This window comes from Methylobacterium sp. Leaf91 (assembly GCF_001422815.1).
Taxonomy (GTDB): domain Bacteria; phylum Pseudomonadota; class Alphaproteobacteria; order Rhizobiales; family Beijerinckiaceae; genus Methylobacterium.
The window spans coordinates 169,006-189,337 of record NZ_LMMP01000002.1 but is presented as its reverse complement, the minus strand read 5'-3'; the positions used below and the strand labels follow the sequence as shown (position 1 = coordinate 189,337).

7 protein-coding genes, 2 pseudogenes and 1 riboswitch are annotated in these 20,332 nt (G+C 61.2%); of the genes and pseudogenes, 7 read left to right on the top strand and 2 right to left on the bottom strand.

What is annotated here, in order from left to right:
* Nucleotides 1–290: 290 nt before the first annotated feature.
* Entirely contained in the window at nt 291–1,010 is a 720-nt protein-coding gene (locus ASF32_RS03495; protein WP_156467668.1) for a hypothetical protein, read from the bottom strand.
* Nucleotides 1,011–1,037: 27 nt separating this feature from the next.
* A riboswitch (SAM-I-IV-variant riboswitch) is annotated at nt 1,038–1,148 on the bottom strand.
* 157 nt (nt 1,149–1,305) lie between these two features.
* Between ASF32_RS03495 and ASF32_RS03490 the strand changes: the two genes are divergently transcribed.
* A complete protein-coding gene (locus ASF32_RS03490) occupies nt 1,306–1,515 on the top strand; it encodes a hypothetical protein (RefSeq protein WP_056423706.1) in 210 nt (69 codons plus the stop codon).
* A 40-nt stretch (nt 1,516–1,555) separates the two neighbouring features.
* Here ASF32_RS03490 and ASF32_RS24310 read toward each other — a convergent pair.
* Nucleotides 1,556–1,723: pseudogene (locus ASF32_RS24310) on the bottom strand (integrase core domain-containing protein); the annotation flags it as partial.
* A 97-nt stretch (nt 1,724–1,820) separates the two neighbouring features.
* Between ASF32_RS24310 and ASF32_RS03485 the strand changes: the two are divergent.
* The 6 genes and pseudogenes from ASF32_RS03485 to ASF32_RS03460 all read left to right on the top strand — a co-directional run.
* Nucleotides 1,821–2,198: pseudogene (locus ASF32_RS03485) on the top strand (integrase core domain-containing protein); the annotation flags it as partial.
* Nucleotides 2,199–2,582: 384 nt separating this feature from the next.
* On the top strand, nt 2,583–3,641 hold the full coding sequence (locus tag ASF32_RS03480; RefSeq protein ID WP_056423705.1) for a hypothetical protein: 1,059 nt from the start codon (nt 2,583–2,585) through the stop codon (nt 3,639–3,641).
* A gap of 391 nt (nt 3,642–4,032) precedes the next feature.
* Nucleotides 4,033–6,897 (top strand): DEAD/DEAH box helicase, encoded by a 2,865-nt coding sequence (locus ASF32_RS03475; protein ID WP_156467667.1) that lies wholly within the window; start codon nt 4,033–4,035, stop codon nt 6,895–6,897.
* Between the two features lie 2 nt (nt 6,898–6,899).
* Nucleotides 6,900–11,708 (top strand): hypothetical protein, encoded by a 4,809-nt coding sequence (locus tag ASF32_RS03470; protein ID WP_056423700.1) that lies wholly within the window; start codon nt 6,900–6,902, stop codon nt 11,706–11,708.
* A complete protein-coding gene (locus tag ASF32_RS03465; RefSeq protein WP_056423699.1) occupies nt 11,708–18,058 on the top strand; it encodes a DEAD/DEAH box helicase in 6,351 nt (2,116 codons plus the stop codon). The genes ASF32_RS03470 and ASF32_RS03465 overlap by 1 nt, the downstream gene beginning before the upstream one ends.
* The gene (locus tag ASF32_RS03460; protein WP_056423697.1) at nt 18,055–20,232 is read left to right on the top strand and encodes a UvrD-helicase domain-containing protein; all 2,178 of its coding nucleotides are present in this window, start codon (nt 18,055–18,057) and stop codon (nt 20,230–20,232) included. The genes ASF32_RS03465 and ASF32_RS03460 overlap by 4 nt, the downstream gene beginning before the upstream one ends.
* Nucleotides 20,233–20,332: the final 100 nt, after the last annotated feature.

Sequence of the window (20,332 nt, the reverse complement as noted above, 5' to 3'; positions counted from 1 at the left end):
GAGCTATTCCTAATGAATCGGGTCCGTGGTGGCGCGCGGCGCATATGTTCGCTGCCGCAGCCCTACGGGTCATTCGCTGGTCCCATGACGGCGTTTGAAAGCGATTGCTCGATCTCGTGCAGTAGCGGGGGAATCCACCTCGGGATAGTGTTCCTCGACGGCACGAACGTTCGGGCAAACTAGAAGGCGGTGGGATAGCTTAAGGGTCGTCCTCGTCCAGCCATTGTGGATGTGGCACTCTCATCCCCGACTGTGCGTGTCGATAAGACATTCATCATGAGATGCAGCAGTCAGGTGCTCTCATCTCTCCGGAAGCCAAGGAGCTGCGAAACCGAAGCCGGTGAGTGAGATCGTCCGCCAAAGGACAAGCGCACATCACCGAGCCGGTACGCCTTGTCGAGGACCTCCAAAGGCGTTCCGTCCAGAAGACAACGCAGGGCTGATTCAGGCGTGTAGTTGATAATTAGCCCGATAACCTCACCAAAGAACATGACACACCGACGACCATCGGGACGAAGATTTGTTTTAAATGGTAGATTACCTACGGCCTGCTGGACGAAAGTGACGGGAGGCCGAGAGAGATCGAAAGGGATAACCAGTCGGATGGTCGCGCCACCCGTGAGGCCGCAGATCGTGATCTGCGTGGGAACGGTATGCTCGGTCTGGATTACGCAGTGTGGCCGGAAGCTCGCACGCCATTCTGCGTCCTTCGCCTCCTGTGTCCGGCGGCTTTGATCCTCCGCTTCCTTAGTCCAGGCCGCGAAAAGCTTCTCGGTCGCAGAAACTGCCTGCTCGACCGTAGTGACCGACAACCCCAGCGCAGCGGGAAGCCGCTGTAGTGCATGGCGGCTCTTCTTGCTAAAGGGGTGATGGTCGCAAAGCGCGTAGACGCGCCCAGCAGCCTTAGCGGGATTTCGGTAGCCGAGACGCTGTCCAATATCTTCTCTCGACAGATCGAGGACCATCGAACGACCTTCAATCAGCTTAGCGAGAGGCGTTTTTCTGGTCACGATAAACCCTCCACGTGAGAGGGCTGGCGCTGCCGCTACGTTTGCCGATTATGACGGCCGCATCCCAGTTTTCTGGAAACCACCTTGCCGCGAAGAGGCAGGTTGGTGAGAGCGCCAGCTCTCGTCTTGATGTGCTTATCATCCTATTTCTTGCTCGGCGGAATGTCAATTCTGGAGTGCCATAAGTCGTAGGTCAATTTGAATTTCTTGACTGCCCCCGGTAGTGGGTCAGTTTGAAACCTGACGGGATTGACCCAGTCTTGGCGCGGTCGGATGACCGTGGCATGATCCGTTTATGAGCGATGAACCGACACCGACCCAACGCGATATGATGCGGAGCCTGTTCAAGGCCCATGGTGGCGACAAGGATGCCGTCATCGCCGCCTATGCCAAGGCCGAGCGAGAGGGGCGCGTCCTGCGCTTGAAAAACACGATTAAGTACAACGCGGACCAGTACGCCACCGAGATGTGGCGTGACGGCATTAAGAAAGGCTGGCTCGCATGACCAATCCTGGCCCGACCCAATCGGTGGCCCCAGTTCGAACTTAGTGCATCGTCGGTCGTGTGACGATGGCGGGGCGAGCGAGCGGCGATGAGCTACCGGGTTCCGTTGGCCAGATAACGACCTCCGGTGCAGGCGGATGGTAGCCGAGCGAGGAGTGCGGACGGATGCTGTTGTAGTGCCTCCGCCATCGCTTGATCACGACGTCCGATCAGTGTCGAGGACCACACCAGCGTCGCGGGTTCGGAGATAGAGGATCTAATACCTCCCGACGTGATAGCCGCCGTGATCGATCGGATGTATCGGAGCAGCGGCCACGCCTGCTCTCCGACAACGGGCCGAGCTACGTCGCCAGCGACTTGGCCGACTGGCTCAGTACACGGGGCATGACCCACATCCGCGGCGCGCCTTGCCATCCGCAAATGCAGGGCAAGGTCGAGCGCTGGCACCAGACGCTCAAAAACCGCATCCTGCTCGAACACGCCTACTTACCCGGCGAACTCGAAGCACGGGTCGGGGCCTTCATCGAGCATTACAATCACCGCCGAGCTCACGAGAGCCTCGGCAACCTCACGCCCGCCGACGTCTACTTCGGACGCGGCGAAGGGATCCTGGCCGAGCGGAAACGCATCAAGCGTCAGACCCTGATGGATCGCCGCTTGCACCATCAGGCGCAGGCTGCCTAACCTCTCACCCCAGATGGACCAGAGTCTCCGCTCCTAAACGCCGCAGACTGTCCCAAATCATCTGACGACGGACAACGATAGACCCTTGCTGTTACGCTTCAGGAACGCTGTGGCCGTACCGGAAGCAACGTCGATGCGATCCGCACGGATGCCGGTCAGAGCATCGGTGATGTGAGACATTCCTGCTACATTCGACCGCAATCTGAGGGCCACCGTCTCGAAGGCGGCTCTACGGGCAGGCGATGGATGGCGCGCCTAGGTTGGTCCTAGCTACCTTATGCGACTGCGAGGCTTGGGAGCATCGGGTCGAAATCCATGACCGGGTACAACCACTACCCATCATGCTCATGCGGTTGGTGCGCCGGTTACGGGCGGAGCACGCCGGTGTCTTGGCACAGCCTGGGCGCCCAAGCTCAGATCACGCTGAAGCAGTACGATGCTGACCGAAGCAGGGCGGCATGCTTCGTCGACCACAACGCACGATGCCCATGCTGCAACGCTCAGGTTTTTTACTACCAGAATCAGTACGGCAGCCGCGTGTTTTTCGACGAGCTTGCCCCACTCTGGACCAAGCACCCCTGCACGGACAATGGCCGGTCTACATCCACATCGAAGCTGGCCTTCCGCAGCCGTGGGTCCCGTATCGAGATCGCGGAAGCCCTGCAGGCAGTGGGGGAACCACCCAGGAACGATTGGCGCTACGGTCTCATCGGCGCGGTCGAAAACCGGGAGGGCCATATCGACTTGCGGGTTCAGTTTCCCGACGATGCCCAACCGAGAACGTTGACGTTCGTCGGCGACTGGCTGCCGATGGAGCCCGGCGATGTCGTCGGAACGAGAGGCAGCCTCGTATCCTTCTTCGACCTTGCCTGCATGGAGCCCCGTGCCAGCGCAGTGGGATCGAGGATCGTCCGCATCCTCACTCAGCCTCCCGGGAACGTCAGTTTGGATCGGTGGGAAGCCGACCTTCTGAAGCGCGGCACCTGGGATCATTTTTTGACGTGTTGGAAGGCGGCACCGCAATCCGTGGTGATGCGGACCGAGGAGGTGATCAATTTTCACCTCGACGAAACGGATGTGGCAGCATTCGCGGACCGAATGCGTGAGCACACCCGGACCGCCTGGGATTGCGGCCGCAGGTCGCTGGCGAGCATGGCAGACTATTTTAACGTTCAGGATCTACGGACCGCCTGTGGCCTGGCTTGGAACGACCGTCGCGTCTACCTCCTGCTGAAGGTGGTTTTCTACGAGCCATCGCGGGCGCCGGACACCGGTCGTCGATGTCGAGACCAATCAGGAACGGCTGGACGGCCCCGACCCTCCTCAGGGAGCCCGGTAGACGGTTTCCCGCCGTCGCAACTAACGACAAGGCAAGGCGCCCACCTGGATCTGACCCGCCTGTCCAAGCTGGGCAGGATTGTCGAACGGAAGGGTGAACGATGAGCGGTCGTCGGATCTCGTGCCCCTGCGGACGGGCATAAAACATAGCCAATCGTAGGCAGGTCGGTAATGCTAGGTTGTCAGCCATAGCTGAATGAAAGCGGACGCCACTGCATAGCCCAAGAACAGGTTGCACCGGGCAGGCCGGTCCGGTTGCAAACGGAAAACGAATTCAGCCCTTAGACGGGCTCGAAGACAAGGCCGGTAAGGGCGGGGGGACCATGGTGCAATTTTGGGCTTGCAAGCCTTTGCGACGGACGGCGTTGAGGCACGGCGTGCCGCGGGTATCTGCTTGAGTGTCGCGTCGAAGCCTGTTCGTGCCTCTCTAGTCGCTGGAGCGCGTATCCGCGTTCGAGATGCCGAGTGGGTCGTCCGCCACATCGAACGCAACGCCGTGTCCGGCGCGCTCATCCATGTCACTGGGCTCTCCGGGATCGTCCGGGACAAGGAAGCGATTTTCGTCGAGAACGTCGAGCGAAGCCGCGCACGGGACATCGAGGTCGTCAATCCGGCGGACGTGACGCTTGTGGCGGATCAATCCTCCGGCTACCTCGACACATTCCTGCATGTGGAAGCGGCGCTTCGTAAGTCCGCGCCGACCGGCGACGCCATCCAGGTTGCTGGCCAAGCCGCCATCGACGACCTCGATTTTCAGTTGGACCCCGTTCGGCTTGCGCTCAAGGCGCCAAGGGCGCGTATCCTCGTCGGCGACGACGTCGGCCTCGGCAAGACGCTTGAGGCGGGTCTCCTTGCCTCCGAGTTGATCCTGCGCCGCAGGGCGAAACGGATCCTCGTCGTCGCGACGAAATCGGTGCTCACCCAATTTCAGCAGGAATTCTGGACCCGGTTTTCGATTCCCCTGGTGCGTATCGACAGCAATCGCATTGCTCAGATCCGGAAGAGCATTCCGCTCAATCACAACCCTTTCGACCAGTTCGACAAGGCAATCATTTCGATAGATACCCTGAAGAGCGACCGCCAATATCGTACGGCCCTGGAATCGGCCTGGTGGGATCTCATCATCATCGACGAGGCCCATAACGTCGCCGAACGGAAGGGCGGCAAGGGCGCCGGCGGCGCCAGCCAGCGCAACTTGCTGGCGGAGCGTCTCGCCTCACGCTCGGATGCGCTCGTGCTGCTCTCGGCGACACCGCACGACGGTTCGCGCCTCAGCTTCGCAAGCCTCATGCGGATGCTCGACCCGACATCCATCGCCGATCCGGAGAATTATGGCCCCGAGGACATCAGAGGTCTGTTCCTCAGGCGCTTCCGGACCACCCCTGCGGTCAGGGACGCGATCAAGAGCAAGGTCCCCGATCGGGTCACCGAACGGTTGCCTTTCCCGCCCTCTCAGGCGGAGGAGTCCGCGTATGAGGTCCTCGCGGGCTTGGCGCTCACAGAGGACGCCACCGCTCACAACAAGGGTCAGCGGCTGTTCAAGACACTTCTGGAGAAGGCGCTCTTTTCCAGCCCCGTCGCTTGCGCTGAGACGTTGACGAAGCGGGTCCGTTCGCTGGAGGCGGAGGTCTCCCCGGCGGCAATCGCCGACCGGACCGCTCTCACGGAGTTGCTCGTCGCCGTCCAGGCCATCGATACGAGTGCGTTCGCCAAGTACGGACGACTCCTGCGCATCTTGAAGGACATCAATTGGTCGGCGCGTAGGAAGGACGACCGCATCGTCGTCTTTTCCGAGCGGATCGCGACCCTGGAATGGCTCCGCGAGAACCTACAGCGTGACCTCGCTTTAAATGCTGATCAGGTTCGGACCCTTCATGCTTCAGGCGTGGAGGGCGACCTGAAGGTCCAGCAGCTCGTCCGCGACTTCGGCTTGGAAAAATCGCCGGTCCGCATCCTGCTCGCCTCCGACATGGCTTCGGAAGGCATCAACCTCCATTACCTCTCGCACAAGCTGATCCACTTCGACCTGCCCTGGGCATTGCTCACGTTCCAGCAGCGTAACGGCCGGATCGACCGTTACGGCCAGGAGAAGCAGCCCCACGTTTGGTATCTCGTCGCGCAGCCGAACCAGCCCAAGATCCGGGGCGATCTCCGCGTCCTCGAAAAGCTCATCGAGAAGGACGAGACGGCCCGGGACAACATCGGCGACCCATCGGCCTTCCTCGGGACCAACGACGAGCAGGAGCAGGAAGACGTGGTCGCCGCCGCAATCGAAAGCGGCGTCGATGCCGAGGACTTTTCAGCCCAAATGGATGCCCGCATCGTCGCCAACGACAACGACGGGGATGATCCCTACGCCTCGATGGAGGCGTTCTTCGGTCTGGCCCAGGACGAGGCTACGAGTGCACTGGTACCGGCCCCGCGTGGTGAAAGTCGGCCATCACTCTTCCCCGACACGTTTGCCTTCACCGTCGCGGCGTTCCGTCGACTGGAGGCGCTCGGCCTGCCCTTGAGATGCGAGGTCGAGGAGCGGGATCGCGTGATCGCCCTGCCCATCCCGAAGGACTTCCGCGAGCGTTCGGAGACCGGAGGACGGGCGACCAGCGTCATCAACGCCCGCTTCATGCCGCCAGAGGCCGAGCCGGACGACGGCATGCTCAGGCTGACAGACAATCGGTCGCTTATGAGCGACCGTATCCGTACAGCCCGCCAGGGCATCGGCGGGGGCTGGCCAGACCTGCAGTACCTCTGGGACGTTCATCCGGCCGTCGACTGGTTGGCCGACAAGGTCAACGGCGTCTTCGGTCGCCGCTCGGCTCCGGTCGGCCGGCTGATCGGACGGTTGGCAAAGGGCGAGGCGGCATTCGTCTTCAACGGCACCGTGCCGAACCTGAAGGGTCAGCCGCTCGTGGACGAATGGCCGGTGGTCGTTTTCCGGGACGGCGAATTCAAGGAGGTGCAGGCCATCCGAGAATTCATCGCTCGTACCAGTCTTGGTGGCGGCGACGTTCCCAACGTCGGCACCACCCAAGTGGACGACCTGCAGCCTCTCGTCGCGGAGGCGGTGCAACGCGCCCAGACCTTCATCCATCAGGCGCGCAAACGCTATCAGGGCGAAATGGACACCGAGGTCCTGCATCTCGCGGAGCGCCACGACACCCTTCGGGCGCGACACGACACAGTCCTCCAAATGCGCTTCGAGGGGATGGAGGACCACGCACCCCAACGGAAGCGGAAGGCGGACCAGGAAAGTAAGTTGAGGCGGACGTTCGAAAGCTGGTGGGACTGGGTGAAGCAGACCCGAGAGACCCCCGATAATCCCGATCCTCACGTTCGCCTTGTCGCGGTCTTTAGAGGTTAGCCATGCCCATCGAGCTCGCCGGCATTTCGAACGAAAACGAATTTTATTCCGAGCACTATCTCACGACGGTGTTCGAGGGTGACATTGAGGAAACCTTCGCGACTTGGCGCGCGGAGGAGAAGGAGGGCCTTCCATCGCCCCGCCAAGGGCTGGAGAAGGTGGCCAAGGCATGGGGACGCTTGCACGCCGATTATATTGTCGAGCGTTCGGACCTGAAGCGGCTCCTGATTGCCCGTGAGTTCGCCCACGGTTTCCTGGAGGCACTCGGATATGATCGGCGGTCCGAGCTCCTCCTAGACGCCGAGGACAAGCTGATCCCGGTGCTTACGCGGCGTAGCGTCGGCGGCGACGACCAGGTCTGGGTGGTGGAGGTACCATCACCAGTGGGGGAAGACTTCGAGACCGACCCGCTCCAGGTGAAATTCCGCTGCGAGCAGTTCGAGAATATCGAGACGGCACAGGACATCACGCGCCGGCGCAAGGACATGGCGGAGATCGCGGTCACCCGCGGAGTCTTTGGGCTGGAGACACCACCGAGGTTCGTCGTCCTCCTAAGCATGTCTCAGGCGGTCCTCATCGACCGGCGGAAGTGGCCGGACAGCAGGCTTTTACGATTCCGGTTCTCCGAAATATTTGGCCGGTCCGAAGGTACCACCCTCGGCGTCACCGCCGCTTTGCTGCACTCGAAATCGCTCGCGCCAGGGTCAGGAACGCCACTCGTCGACCGCATCGACGAGGAGAGCCACCGGCACGCCTTCGGCGTTTCGCAGGATCTGAAGTTCGCCCTGCGCGAAGCCATCGAGATCCTGGGCAACGAGGCAGTTGAGCTCATCGTGGAGAAGCGCCGGGCGAACAAGGAGGGCGTGTTCTCAGGCGATGGGATGCTCGATGCCGGGAAGCTGACCACCGAATGCCTGCGGTACATGTACCGCCTTCTGTTCCTGTTCTTCATCGAGGCGCGGCCGGAGCTCGGGTTCGCACCGATGAAGGCCAAGGCGTACCGGACAGGATACAGTCTGGAAGGCCTGCGCGAGTTGGAACTCGTTCCGCTCGAAACCGACGAGGACCGTAACGGTCACTACATCTCCGACACCTTGGACGCGCTGTTCGCGCTGGTCTTCCACGGCACGCCGGCCGCCGGCAACGCAGGCGAGGCCTTCAACTTCCACGCGGTCCGCGCACGACTTTTCGACCCCGACGCGGTCTCCACCTACCTCGGCAGCCTACGCTTCCGGAACGAGCCCATGCAGGCGGTCATCCGCCTACTGTCCCTCTCGAAGGGCGACCGGAACAGGCCACGCGGACGGATCTCCTATTCGCAGCTCGGCATCTCGCAACTCGGTGCTGTCTACGAGTCCCTGCTGTCGTTCTCCGGCTTCTTCGCGACAGAGGACCTTATCGAGCTCAAGCCGGCCGGGAAGTCGCCCCCGGGCCCCTTGGAGGCTGCGTACTTCGCCCCGAATTCGCGCGCCGGCGACTTCGTCCAGGCTGCCGACTGGAAGGACGGCGAGATCGTCTACGAAGGCAACCTTCCCAAGGTCCACCCGCGAGGGAGCTTCATCTACCGCCTGGCCGGCCGGAATCGCGAGAACTCGGCCTCCTACTACACGCCCGAGCCTCTCGCCCGGGTGCTCGTAAAATACGCCCTCAAGGATCTCCTGGCCGGCAAGTCGGCCGACGACATCCTGAGCCTCAGGGTCGTAGAGCCTGCCATGGGATCGGCGGCGTTCCTCGTCGAGGTCGTCAACCAATTGGCCGACCGATACCTCGAACTCAAACAGGCCGAGGTGAAGAAAAAGATTCCGCATGAATCATTCACCTACGAACGGCAGAAGGTCCGGGCTTTCCTGGCCGACCGCAATGTCTTCGGCGTCGACCTCAATCCCATTGCGGTCGAACTCGGCCAGGTTTCACTCTGGCTGAACTGCCTTCACGCCGGTGGCTTTGCACCTTGGTTTGAGGACCAGGTCCACACCGGCAACTCGTTGGTAGGAGCGCGCCGCGCGGTGTTCCCGGCCGCATCTCTGACGCGGCGTAAGGAAGACGAGCGCTGGTACCGGCAGAGGCCGCGTGAGATCGGCTGGTCCGGCGAGCCTCGGACCTCCCAAGAAGTTTGGCATTTCCTCCTGCCCGACCCGGGCATGAGCGCCTACGACATGAAGATCCTGGCGCCGCTGGCGTCCAGGAACGACCTGGAGACTCTGACCAAGTGGCGGCGCGAGTTCGTGCAGCCACTTGGTCAGGACGAGGTCGCGACCGTCGTCCGTCTCTCGGAGGCTGTAGACCTCCTTTTTATCGAAGTCGCCGACCGCCTGCACGAGATGCGCTCAGAGGTGAATGACGAAATCTCGATCTGGCCGTCTTCTACCGGCGAGAACGAGCGCCACGTCGACTTTCAGGAGAAAATCCGGCGGCTCGCAAAATTCCACGGCGACGGAGTTCGTAACTCGGTGCCGTGGCGGCGGCTGCGTGCAGCCATGGATGCATGGTGCTCCCTCTGGTTCTGGCCGGTCGATAAGGCCGACCTACTCCCTTCTAGAGCCACGTTCCTTCAAGGGCTCGACCTGGTTCTGACGCAAGGCATCAACAACCAGGGCGTCACGACCCGCGCATTCGCAACGGGCTCACCCCAGGGACGCCTGTTCGAGACTGTTGACGTCCCAGCGGCGAAGGGGACCAACGCCTTGTTTCGCTCTGAGGAGCGCGTGGTTGAGATACGGAAGGACGACCTCTTCGGTGATGTCGATGTTGAAAAGCTAATTGCCGCCTCGCCGTGGATGCCGACCGCGATGCAAGTGGCGGAACGACGTCGGTTCATGCACTTCGACCTGGAGTTCGCGGACGTGATGCGGGAGCGGGGCGGCTTCGACCTCGTGATTGGAAATCCGCCTTGGCTGAAGCCTGCTTGGACGGATGCGAACGTCCTTAGTGAGATCGAGCCGGCCTTCGCAGTCAGGGAGGTATCTGCAGCGGAGGTGGAAAAGAGGAAGCCCAGCTTGCTGTCAGATGCTTCGGCACGTGCCGCATACCTCGAAGATTACGTTGAGATCGGCGGCTTACAGGCATTTATATCATCGCTCACGTGCTACCCATTCCTCGCTCAGGGACAGCCTAATCTCTACAAATGCTTTATGGACTTGGCTTTTCGCGTGACGGCGAGAGACGGATACGCCGCCCTGATCCACCAAGATAATCATCTCTTAGACCCGGACGGTGGCCTCCTGCGGAGGACATGGTACCGCCGCATACGACGCCATTATCATTTCACAAATGCAATCACAGGGCGTATGTTTGCGGAAGTGAGTCATCGCAAGACATTTAGTCTCAATGTTTACGGTGGCCTTGAGCAAGAAATCGGTTTTGATCACGCCGCCTCTCTGCTTCTGCCGAATATGGTCGACGACAGCTATGAACACGACGGGATTGGCACTGTTCCTAGCATGAAGCGCCCCGAAGGAGGTTGGGATACGAGAGGGCATCGCAAGCGCATCGTTCGAGTAGATCTTGAGACACTCAAATCTTTTGCGGCGGTCGTTGAAGATGCAAATACTCCTGCAGATACGACGCGTTTTCTATTTCCATTCTCAACAGAAACACTCAATATATTTAATGGACTTTCTTCCGGTAATATTTCTTTTACGGATGGGACATGCGAATTTCAAATGAGAAGACTTTGGGATGAAAGCACTGCTACCAAACGTGATAAGATATTAGAGCCAAAGGTGTGTTTCCCGCCATTTCCAGCAGACATGGTTCTGACTGGTTCGCTATTATACGTGGGAAACCCCTTTTATAAATGCCCGGATGCGAGTGGACGTAAAGAAAACGAAATCGATCTTAGCAGCATTGGGGACGCATACATCCCAAGAAATTATTACAAAAGAATTGTTGAAAAAGAACAGTACAACAAGGGAATCACAAATCTTAAGTGGGATACCTCGCAGCTTCATACAAGCAATTATCGCATTGCCTTCAGAAGAATGATGAGCTCGCCCACAGAGAGAACACTTATTGGCGCATTAATTCCGCCTGGGGTTGCGCATGTTCATACTGTAGAAAGTTTAGCATTTTCAGACGAGGCGAAATTAGTTGACGCATATCCTTTGTGGATCTCTCTGCCTTTCGATTTTCTAGTTAAGACTACTGGTTTGACCGACTTGCTGGAATCCAGCCTAAGATTCTTTCCCTGGGCGGAAGTCAGCGACACTGCCAAACACCGAGCTCTCCGCTTGGCATGCCTCACACAGCCATACGCCGACATTTGGAACCGCCATCATGCTCTCCTTGACGTAATGCCTTGGAGTTCTTCTGACATAAGACTGGATGTCGAGGGACCTCATTCGGGTTCACCGATCGGAAATTGGGAAACAAGTGTCGGCCTCAGATCGGATTTTGGTCGTCGTATGGCACTTGTAGAGATTGACGTAATAGTTGCGCAAGCACTCGGTTTAACATTGGACCAGCTAATTGAGATGTATCGCACCCAATTCCACGTGCTCGACGAGAACGAGCGGGGCACTTGGTACGACCGAAATGGCCGCATCGTGTGGACCTGCTCAAAGGGACTTAGTGGGGTTGGTTGGCGTAAGAATGATGGCAAGAAGCCCAGCGGTCGCGAATGGCTGGAGAACTATGCCGACATGCCTGAAGGTGCACAACTTGACTGTGAGTTGGTTGTCGACTTCCTGCCTGGAGGACCGACCAAGACGCACCGCTCCTATCCTGCTCCCTTCATCACTTGCGACCGTGAGGCGGACTACCGCCGCGCCTGGGCGTTCTTCGCCGCCCATGAGCAAAGGAAGGCCGCCTGATGCTCCCCTCCATCCTCGCCAGGCAGGTCCGTAATGGCGTCGAAGATCAGCTGCGTGCAACCTTCGCCCCATCGACACATGGCTTCCACAGCCTGATCGAGCGGTTCGTCGGTGAGCGGGAGAGCCTCGTCAAAGGGCCATGGCTTTCGCTCGATATGCCCTTCCGGCGGAGCAAGCTCCCCGGCGAGTTCTTCCCGGCCATCCCGCTTGGGTTCAAGCCTTACATGCACCAAGAGAGAGCGTTCCAGCGCCTCTCTGCGGAGCATCCCCTGTCCACGCTGGTGGCGACCGGCACAGGCTCGGGCAAGACCGAGTGCTTCCTGCTGCCCATCCTCGATGCCTGCCGCAAGGCGAAGGCTGAGAGGGGCATCAAAGCTATCATCGTCTACCCGATGAACGCCTTGGCCTCCGACCAGGCACGGCGCATCGCGCGGCTGGTCGCGAGGAACCCAGCACTGACCGGGCTCAAGGTTGGTCTCTACGCCGACGAGAGCCCCAAAAGCCCAACATCCGCTATGACCGATCATGGTGTGATTGACTCACGCGCAGCGCTCGTCGCGAACCCGCCGGACATCCTGCTCACCAATTACAAGATGCTCGATTACATGCTCGTCAGACCCGACGAGCGCATGATCTGGGAACGAAACTCCCCCGGGACCCTTCGCTACCTCGTCGTGGACGAGCTTCATACGTTTGACGGTGCGCAGGGGACCGACCTAGCGAGCCTCGTCCGGCGCCTTAAAGCCCGCCTTGGGATGCGTCGCGGCAATTTATGTTGCGTAGGCACCTCGGCCACTCTCGGTGGGCCAGAGTCGCTCGACGACCTGATCGCCTACGCTGGCGAGATCTTCGATGAGCCGTTCGACGCCGCCTCCGTGGTCTTGGAGGATCGGCAGTCGGTTATGGAATATCTCCAGCCGATACAGGTCGCCTCCTTCGACGTCCCTTCGGAGGCCGACGCCTGCACGGTCACCGACAACATCGACGAGATTACGCCCATAGAGTTGGTGCGCCGATCCTACCGGATGTGGTTCGACGCTGTCGCCCCAGCCGATCTCGACGACCCGTCCGGTCGGATCGCCTTGGGCGAGATGGTCGACGGTCACCTGTTCTTCCAGAACCTCCTCAAGGTCCTCAATGGGCGTCCGACGGCCTATGCGGCTCTCCGGGATGGGATGAGGGGCAACCGCCTGTATCGGTCGTTCTCGGACATCCACCTCAACGCCCTTCTCGACACGCTCACCGCGCTCGTCGCTCATGCCCGCCGGACTTATCCCGATGCCGTCGATGGCCATGGCCGACCCGTGCCGCTGCCATTCTTCAGCGTCCGGCACCAGCTATGGCTGCGCGAGCTCCGCCGCATGGTGGCGACCGTCGAGCCGACGCCCATGCTGCGCCATCATGACGACCTGGGCATCGACGAGCAGCGACGCACCCTCCCGGTGATCCATTGCCGCTCCTGTGGCGGGGCGGGCTGGGCAACCGTAATGCCGGCCGACCAGCGCCGCGCGATCTGCGCGGAGCCCAAGGAGGTCTATCAGGCATACTTCGGATACTCCGACCGTCTCCGCTTCGTTTTTCGAGAGGAGCCTGTTGCGCGAACCAGGCGAAAGGTCGTCGGTCAGACCTTGAATGCCTGGCTCTGCACGACCTGCCTCGTGCCCCACTACGTCGAGGAGAAGCCGGAGAAGGGATGCGGTTCCTGCCGGGCCGATCCGGATGCCCTCCTCGAAGTCTTCGTCCATAAGCCTGGCCGGCTGACGGACGAGCGCTTCCGAGTAGACCATGATTGTCCGTTCTGCGGCGGCCCCAGCGGAATGGGCATTCTCGGCGCGCAATCGGTCACGCTTGTCTCCGGTATGGTCGGCACTTTGTTCGGGTCGGAGCACAACGATGACCCGAAACTGCTGACCTTTTCGGACTCTGTCCAGGACGCTGCCCACAGGGCGGCGGTGCTACAGGCCAGGAATGCGACCAACGTGTTCAGGTCGGCCCTGTCCCGCTTCGTATGCGAGGAGATCGCGGCCGATCTTGAGACGATCAGTGACAAGGCTCCGGCCGCTATGCATGCGGCCCTCGGGCCTAAGGCGTCGAACGAGGACTTCGTCGCTACCTACCTCCCGGACGACATGGAATGGCGGGAGGACTATAAAAGCCTGCTGGCCAACGACTCTTTCGCTACTGACAGCCGGCTTCCAGGCTACCTTAAAGAGCGCCTGCAGTGGGAGATCTTTGCTGAACTCACGTTCCGGTCTCGGCTGGGCGCCACGATGGAACGGACCGGCATCGTCGCGCCCCATGTGAGGGGCGAGGCCGTGGAGCGCGTGGTCAGCGAGTTCGGGCTTCGTATGCCCGACGAGCTCGGCACGATCACCTCCGCCATCGAACCCGAGGACATCCTACACTTCGTCACGGGCGTCCTCGACCACATGCGCGCCAGGGGCGCGGTCGCCACCGACATCACGAAACACTACGTGGAGCGCGAGGCAAGTTGGTTCGCGGTGCTCAAGGCGCATCCGTCCGGCCGGTCACTTCCACAGTACGCGCCGGATGCGCCGAAGCCTCTCTTCCCAAGCAACCGAATCCTCAGGGGATTCGAGCCTGTGGCAAACGACGCCGTCGGGGGATGGTACGTCCCCTGGTTCCACAAGTGCTTCGACCACGCCCTCACGCTCACCGGCACCCTCTACCGGGACGCCTACCACCTGCTTTTCAAGGTGCTGGAGCATCAGAAGGTCGTCGAGCGGTACACCGTCGGTTACGGCAGGGACCCCGCCGCGAGTGCCGCCTGGGGCCTTAAGCCTGAGATGGTGCTGGTTCATACCGATACCGCCCAGGTCCGATGCGACACCTGTGGACACGACCATCGGATTCCGACGTCTGACCTTTCGTTGTGGAAGGGAATGCCCTGCACGCGCATCGGGTGCGCCGGTCGCCAATCTGAGGTGGACGATACCGCGCGGACCGCCATCCGTACCCGCATCATGACCAAGGGGCGCATCAAGCGCGTGCATGCGGCCGAGCATACGAGCCTTCTCGGCCCCGAGGAGCGTCGGCGCGTGGAGGAATGCTTCCTCAGCGAGACACCTCGCCGGTGGTATCCCAACTTGCTTTCGGCGACGCCCACCCTGGAAATGGGCATCAACATCGGTGACCTGTCGACGCTCGTCCTGTGCTCGGTTCCGCCCGAGCAGCAGAACTACGTGCAGAGGATAGGCCGCACCGGGCGCCGTGATGGTAACTCCCTGAACCTCACGGTCGCGAACGGCCGTCCCCATGACATGTGGTACTGGACCGATCCGCAGGAGATGATCGCGGGCAAGGTGAAAACGCCTGGCGTACACCTCAAGGCCGTCGCGATCCTGAGGCGCCAGTTCGCCGCCTACACCCTCGACTGCTGGGTGAAGGAGGAAGGCGCAGGATCTCGTGGATACGGCAAGATGGGCGCCGCCCTAAAGGCGATCCAGACCAATCACACCGCTTCGTTTCCGCTTGTCTGGTTCGATTACCTGGCCCGGGAAGGAAAGGCCGAGGAGCTATTTCAGGGCTTCAGTGCCCTCTTTCCGCGTATCCGTGAGGATAGCGAAACAGCGGAGACTCTGCATGCGTTCGCAGTCGGAGGCGCGACGGCTGGGCTAACGCATCTGGTGGCCTCGGAGTACGCCGACGTGGCGCTGGAAATCGCCTCGATTTGGAAGCGGATGGGAAGCTGCAAGACCCTCATCGACAAAGCGAAAAACATGGTCCCCCCGCCGCTCGACCTCGTCGAGCGGGTCAAGGATCTGACGGGCGAGCGGGAAGCGCTGCGCCGGATCAGGCAGGGTATCGAAACATGGGACAACCTCGGCTTCCTCACCGACCGGGGTGTCCTGCCAAATTACGCATTCCCCGAGCAGGGCGTGACGTTGAAGTCGGTGCTGTACCGGTCCGAGCCGGCAACTGACGAGGACAGGAAGCCGACGGTCACCGAGTACATGCGGCCGGCGGCGGCGGCCCTCTCGGATTTCGCCCCCAACGCCGTTTTCTATGCCCAGGGTCAAAAGCTCAAAATCGACCAAGTCGACCTGGCCGCGTCACCCATCGAGCATTGGCGCGTCTGTCCGGAATGCACCCACATCGAACTTGACCAAGTCGGCACGACCGAGGCGCCTTGCCCCTCCTGCTCTTCGTCCATGTGGGCCGATACTGGCTCGCGGCGCCCCATGATCCGCCTCAAGCAGGTCCTAGCGGTCGGTAGCGAACGGAAGTCGCGTATCGGCAACGACTCGGACGAGCGGGATCGTCACTATTTTGACCGCGACTATCTGCCTGCGTTCGAAAAGGACCAAGTTGGCGATGCGTATGCCGTCGATAACGGCGATCTTCCGTTTGCCTACGAGCACCTACGCAGGTGCACGTTCCGCGAGGTGAACTTTGGGGAACGGGGGGATAAGCCTTCCGGACAGAAAGTCGCTGGCGAGCATCGACATGGACACGGCTTCAATCTCTGCCGAAGCTGCGGGAAGGTGCAGGCGGAGGACGAGTTACGCCGCCTTCAGCGGGATGGTTCGAAGCTGGGTCTCCATGTTCCGCGCTGCCAAGAGATCAAATCCGAGAGCGAGGAGACCTACGTTTCGGTCGTCTATCTCTACCGGGAGTTCACATCCGAAGCGATCAGGATGCTCCTTCCTCTCGCGTCGTCGCATGACGCCGACTCTGTCAAATCGCTTCGCGCCGCCATCGATCTCGGCCTTCGACTTCATTTCAAGGGAAAGGTTGACCACCTGCGCTCGTCCCTTGTCGAGACGAAGGAAGGCTCACTTAACCGGCGCCACCTCTATGTCTACGATACGGTTCCGGGAGGTACGGGCTATCTGAAGCAGCTTGCCGCCCGTCCGGACGAACTGCGTTCGGTCTTCGCGCATTCCCTGGACCACATGCGGGACTGCAAATGCAACGCCGATCCGCTGAAGGATGGCTGCCCACGTTGTATACGCTCGCACTCGGCCACCTTCGGCATGGGTGAGATTTCCCGTGATAAAGCCATCCAAATCGTCGCGGATATCCTCTCCGGTTGGGACGGACTAAGGGCAATTACGAGCGTCAACGAGATCAAGCTCAACAAGGTCATAGAGAGTGATCTAGAATATCGCTTCCTCCTCCGTTTCGAGAAGGACGTAAAGGCATCCGACGGCGGCAAGTTCACCAAGATGGCGATCTCCGGGAAGCCGGGGTATGCCGTCACCTTCCAAGGAAGCGATTGGCGACTTGAACCCCAGGTCGACCTCCATTCGCACTTCGCGAACGTTCCCAAAACCCGGGCGGACTTCGTTCTCTGGCCCGCCGTACCGAAGGAAGGGGTGAGACCCGTCGCCATCTATGCCGACGGCTGGCAGTTCCACGCGGCCATCGTACCGTACGATCTGACCCTTCGACAGAAGCTCGTGAGGAGCGGACATCTTCACGTCTGGTCGGTCACCGACAGCGATGTGGAGCAGGCCGCCGGCGCGACCGGTCCAAAGCACTACTGGGACCCACTCGCAAACCTGCCGTACGACACCTTGACCAAGATGACGGATGGGGCATCTCGGGTCGCGGAGGTGAAGGCTGTCTTCGAAGAACCTCCGTTCCTGCAGTTCCTTCGACTTGTCCGAGAGGCAGAGTCAGGACCTTGGGCGCGCCGTGCGGTGGCCATGGCGACCGCCATCCTTCTGAAGGGTGCCGCGGCCGGCCGTGATGCCACTAAGGTGCACGATGCAGTCGAGGCGATGGCCGGGGAGAATGGGCGCGTGGTGCTCGAAGACCTCTCGTCGTCGTCCCTGCTAGGCATCGTCGAGACCCCCGCCATCGGTACGCTCGCCGTCGCAGTCGCCAAGACCTGGAAACCGCCGGCCTGGCCCGACATGTCCCGCGGAACCGTGTCCGTCGGCTTCGAACACAGGGTTTCCGTATCGTCCCACGGGCAGAAGGCGTGGAACGGCGGACTGCGCCTCCTGAACCTCCTCCAGTTCCTACCGTCGATTTACGTAGGATGCGCCGAGGGCATCGCCCTCGATCCGCTGACCCAGCCTCACTTGCCCGAGGATGCGGCCACGACGGCTTGGGGCGAGGTCGAGGGACTACTCCCTGAGCTGGGAGCGCTGGTGCGATCCCTCCGGTCCCGTGTGCCGCCATCACCGGTTCCTGAGGTGCTCTACGAAGTCTCCCAGGACGACGGGTCGGTCCTGGGCACCCTGGAACTGGCATGGCCGGCCATCAGGCGTGGCGTCGTGGTCGATCCGGCCCTGGTTGGGGCGTTCCCCGGCTGGACCGTGGTGGTCTACACCGGTCAGGAAGACGTCCTTTCGGACGCGATGGGAGCGGCGGCATGACCGTGAGGAACCGCGAAGTCCACATCATGATCGACGCGTTGCTGGCCCAGAACCGGCTGCCTCGCGGCGTTCAGGACAAGGCCGCCAAGCTCATTCTGCAGTTGAAGAACGATGCCGGCGGAAACGGGATCAACTTCGAAAGCATCGAAGGGGCCCGGGACCGGCACATGAAATCGGCCCGTATCGACCAGGGCCACCGGGCCATCGTCTACGACCGCGCCGGAGCCCTCATCGTCATGTGGGTCGACAAGCACGACGATGCATACCGTTGGGCGCGCAATCGGGTCGTCGACGTCAATCCGATCACTTCTGCCGTCCAAGTCACCGACATGAGCTTGGTGGAGGCTCCGGCGACCGCGATGCCGACGGCTGCCACGACGCCTGCCGCGGCTCCGCGAAAGCCGCTTTTTGATAGAGTGAGCGACGCCGACTTCCTGCGTCTCGGCCTGCCGGAAGCGCTGCTTCCCGCCATCAGGGGAATTCGCGCCGATGCCGAGCTGGAAGAGGTAGGGAAGGGCATACCGGCGGACGCTTACGACGCCCTCGTTTGCCTGGCCGCCGACTTCTCCGTGGACGAGACCATGGAGGAGCTCGGGCGGGGCAAGGGCAAATTTGTGACCGAGGAGGATTTCGCGTCCGCCCTTAAGACGGAGGAAAGCCGTAGAACCTTCTGGCTCGCCGAGGATGATGACGAGCTCCAACGGATGCTCGACGAGCCGCTGGAGTTCTGGCGCATCTTCCTGCACCCCTCACAACGTCGCCTGGTCGAGCAGGCATGGAACGGACCGGTTCTCGTTCGTGGCGGGGCTGGGACCGGCAAGACCGTGGTGGCGATGCACCGCGCTCGCCATCTGGTCCAAGCTCTCCTGACCAAGGGTGATGCCAAGGGGAAAATCCTCTTCACCACCTTCACCTCGAACCTCGCCGCGGACGTCCGCGCCGACCTCGGCAATCTCTGCTCCGCCGATCAGATGGCGCGTATCGAGGTCGTCCATCTCGATGGATGGGTGACGGATTTCCTGCGCAAGCAGGGCTATAAACGGGAAATCCTGTACTCGGACGATGGGCGTCAGAAGGAAGCCTGGGACCACGCCATCCGGTCCAAGGGCCAGGATATCGGTCTGAGTTCAGACTTCCTCCTCGATGAGTGGAGGCAGATCGTGCAAGCGAACGGCATCAAGGAACTAGGCGCCTACCTGCGGGTCCAGCGTGCCGGCCGCGGCACCCCCATCGACCGGCGGACGAAGGAGCGGGTCTGGGCGATCTTCTCCGCCTATCGGGCGCGTTTGGATGCCGAGGAACTATCGGAGCCGGAGGATGCCTACCGGGACGCTCGGGAGATCCTGCAGTCCAAGCCCGCGCTCCTTCCCTACCGTGCGGTCGTGGTGGACGAGGCCCAGGACCTTGGGATGCAGGCGTTTCAGCTGATCGCGGAACTCGCGCCGAAGGTCGATGGCGTGATGGCGCCCAGCGGCATCTTCATCGTCGGTGATGCACACCAGCGGATCTACGGTCGCCGCACGTCCATGACCAAATGCGGGATCAACGTCCGCGGCCGGAGCCGCAAGCTCCGCATCTGCTATCGCACCTCGGACGAGATCCGACGCTTCGCCGAGGCCATCGTCCAGGGCGTTGCGGTCGATGACCTCGATGAGGCTGCCGATGACCTCAAGGGGTATCGCAGCCTCTTCCACGGGCCGGAGCCCGAGATGAGCGTTGTGCGCTCCTCGGAAATCGCCATGTCCGAATTGGTCGCTTGGATCGCCCGTTGTAGAGAGAGCGGTATCGACCAGGGTGAAGTCTGTGTCCTCGGTCGCACGAACGAAACGGTCCGCGCCGCCGCCGAGGCACTTCGGAAGCTCGGCTTGCCGGTCGTGACGCTCGCACGGAAAACAGCTGACGACCGAGGAAAGCCCGGCGTGCGGATCGGGACCATGCATCGTGCCAAGGGGCTGGAATTCGCGGCCATCGCCCTCATCGACGTCAGCGACGGGGTCATACCGCCACGCTGGTTGCTGGACGCGGCTCCGGATGCCGCAATCCGACGTTCCCTGGTCGATGCGGAGCGTGCCTTGCTCCACGTATCCGCTACGCGTGCCAAGAAGCGGCTTCTGGTTCTGTCGGTAGGGAGAACCAGTGAACTGCTGCCTACCTCAATGACAATGGCTGCGTGATGACCTGAAGCGGGAGAATGCTTCTTCCGCATGTTCGCGAGATTCTGGCACAGAGCAAATTCGTTATCCGCACGCACCTCGAAACCCAAGCGCGATGGAC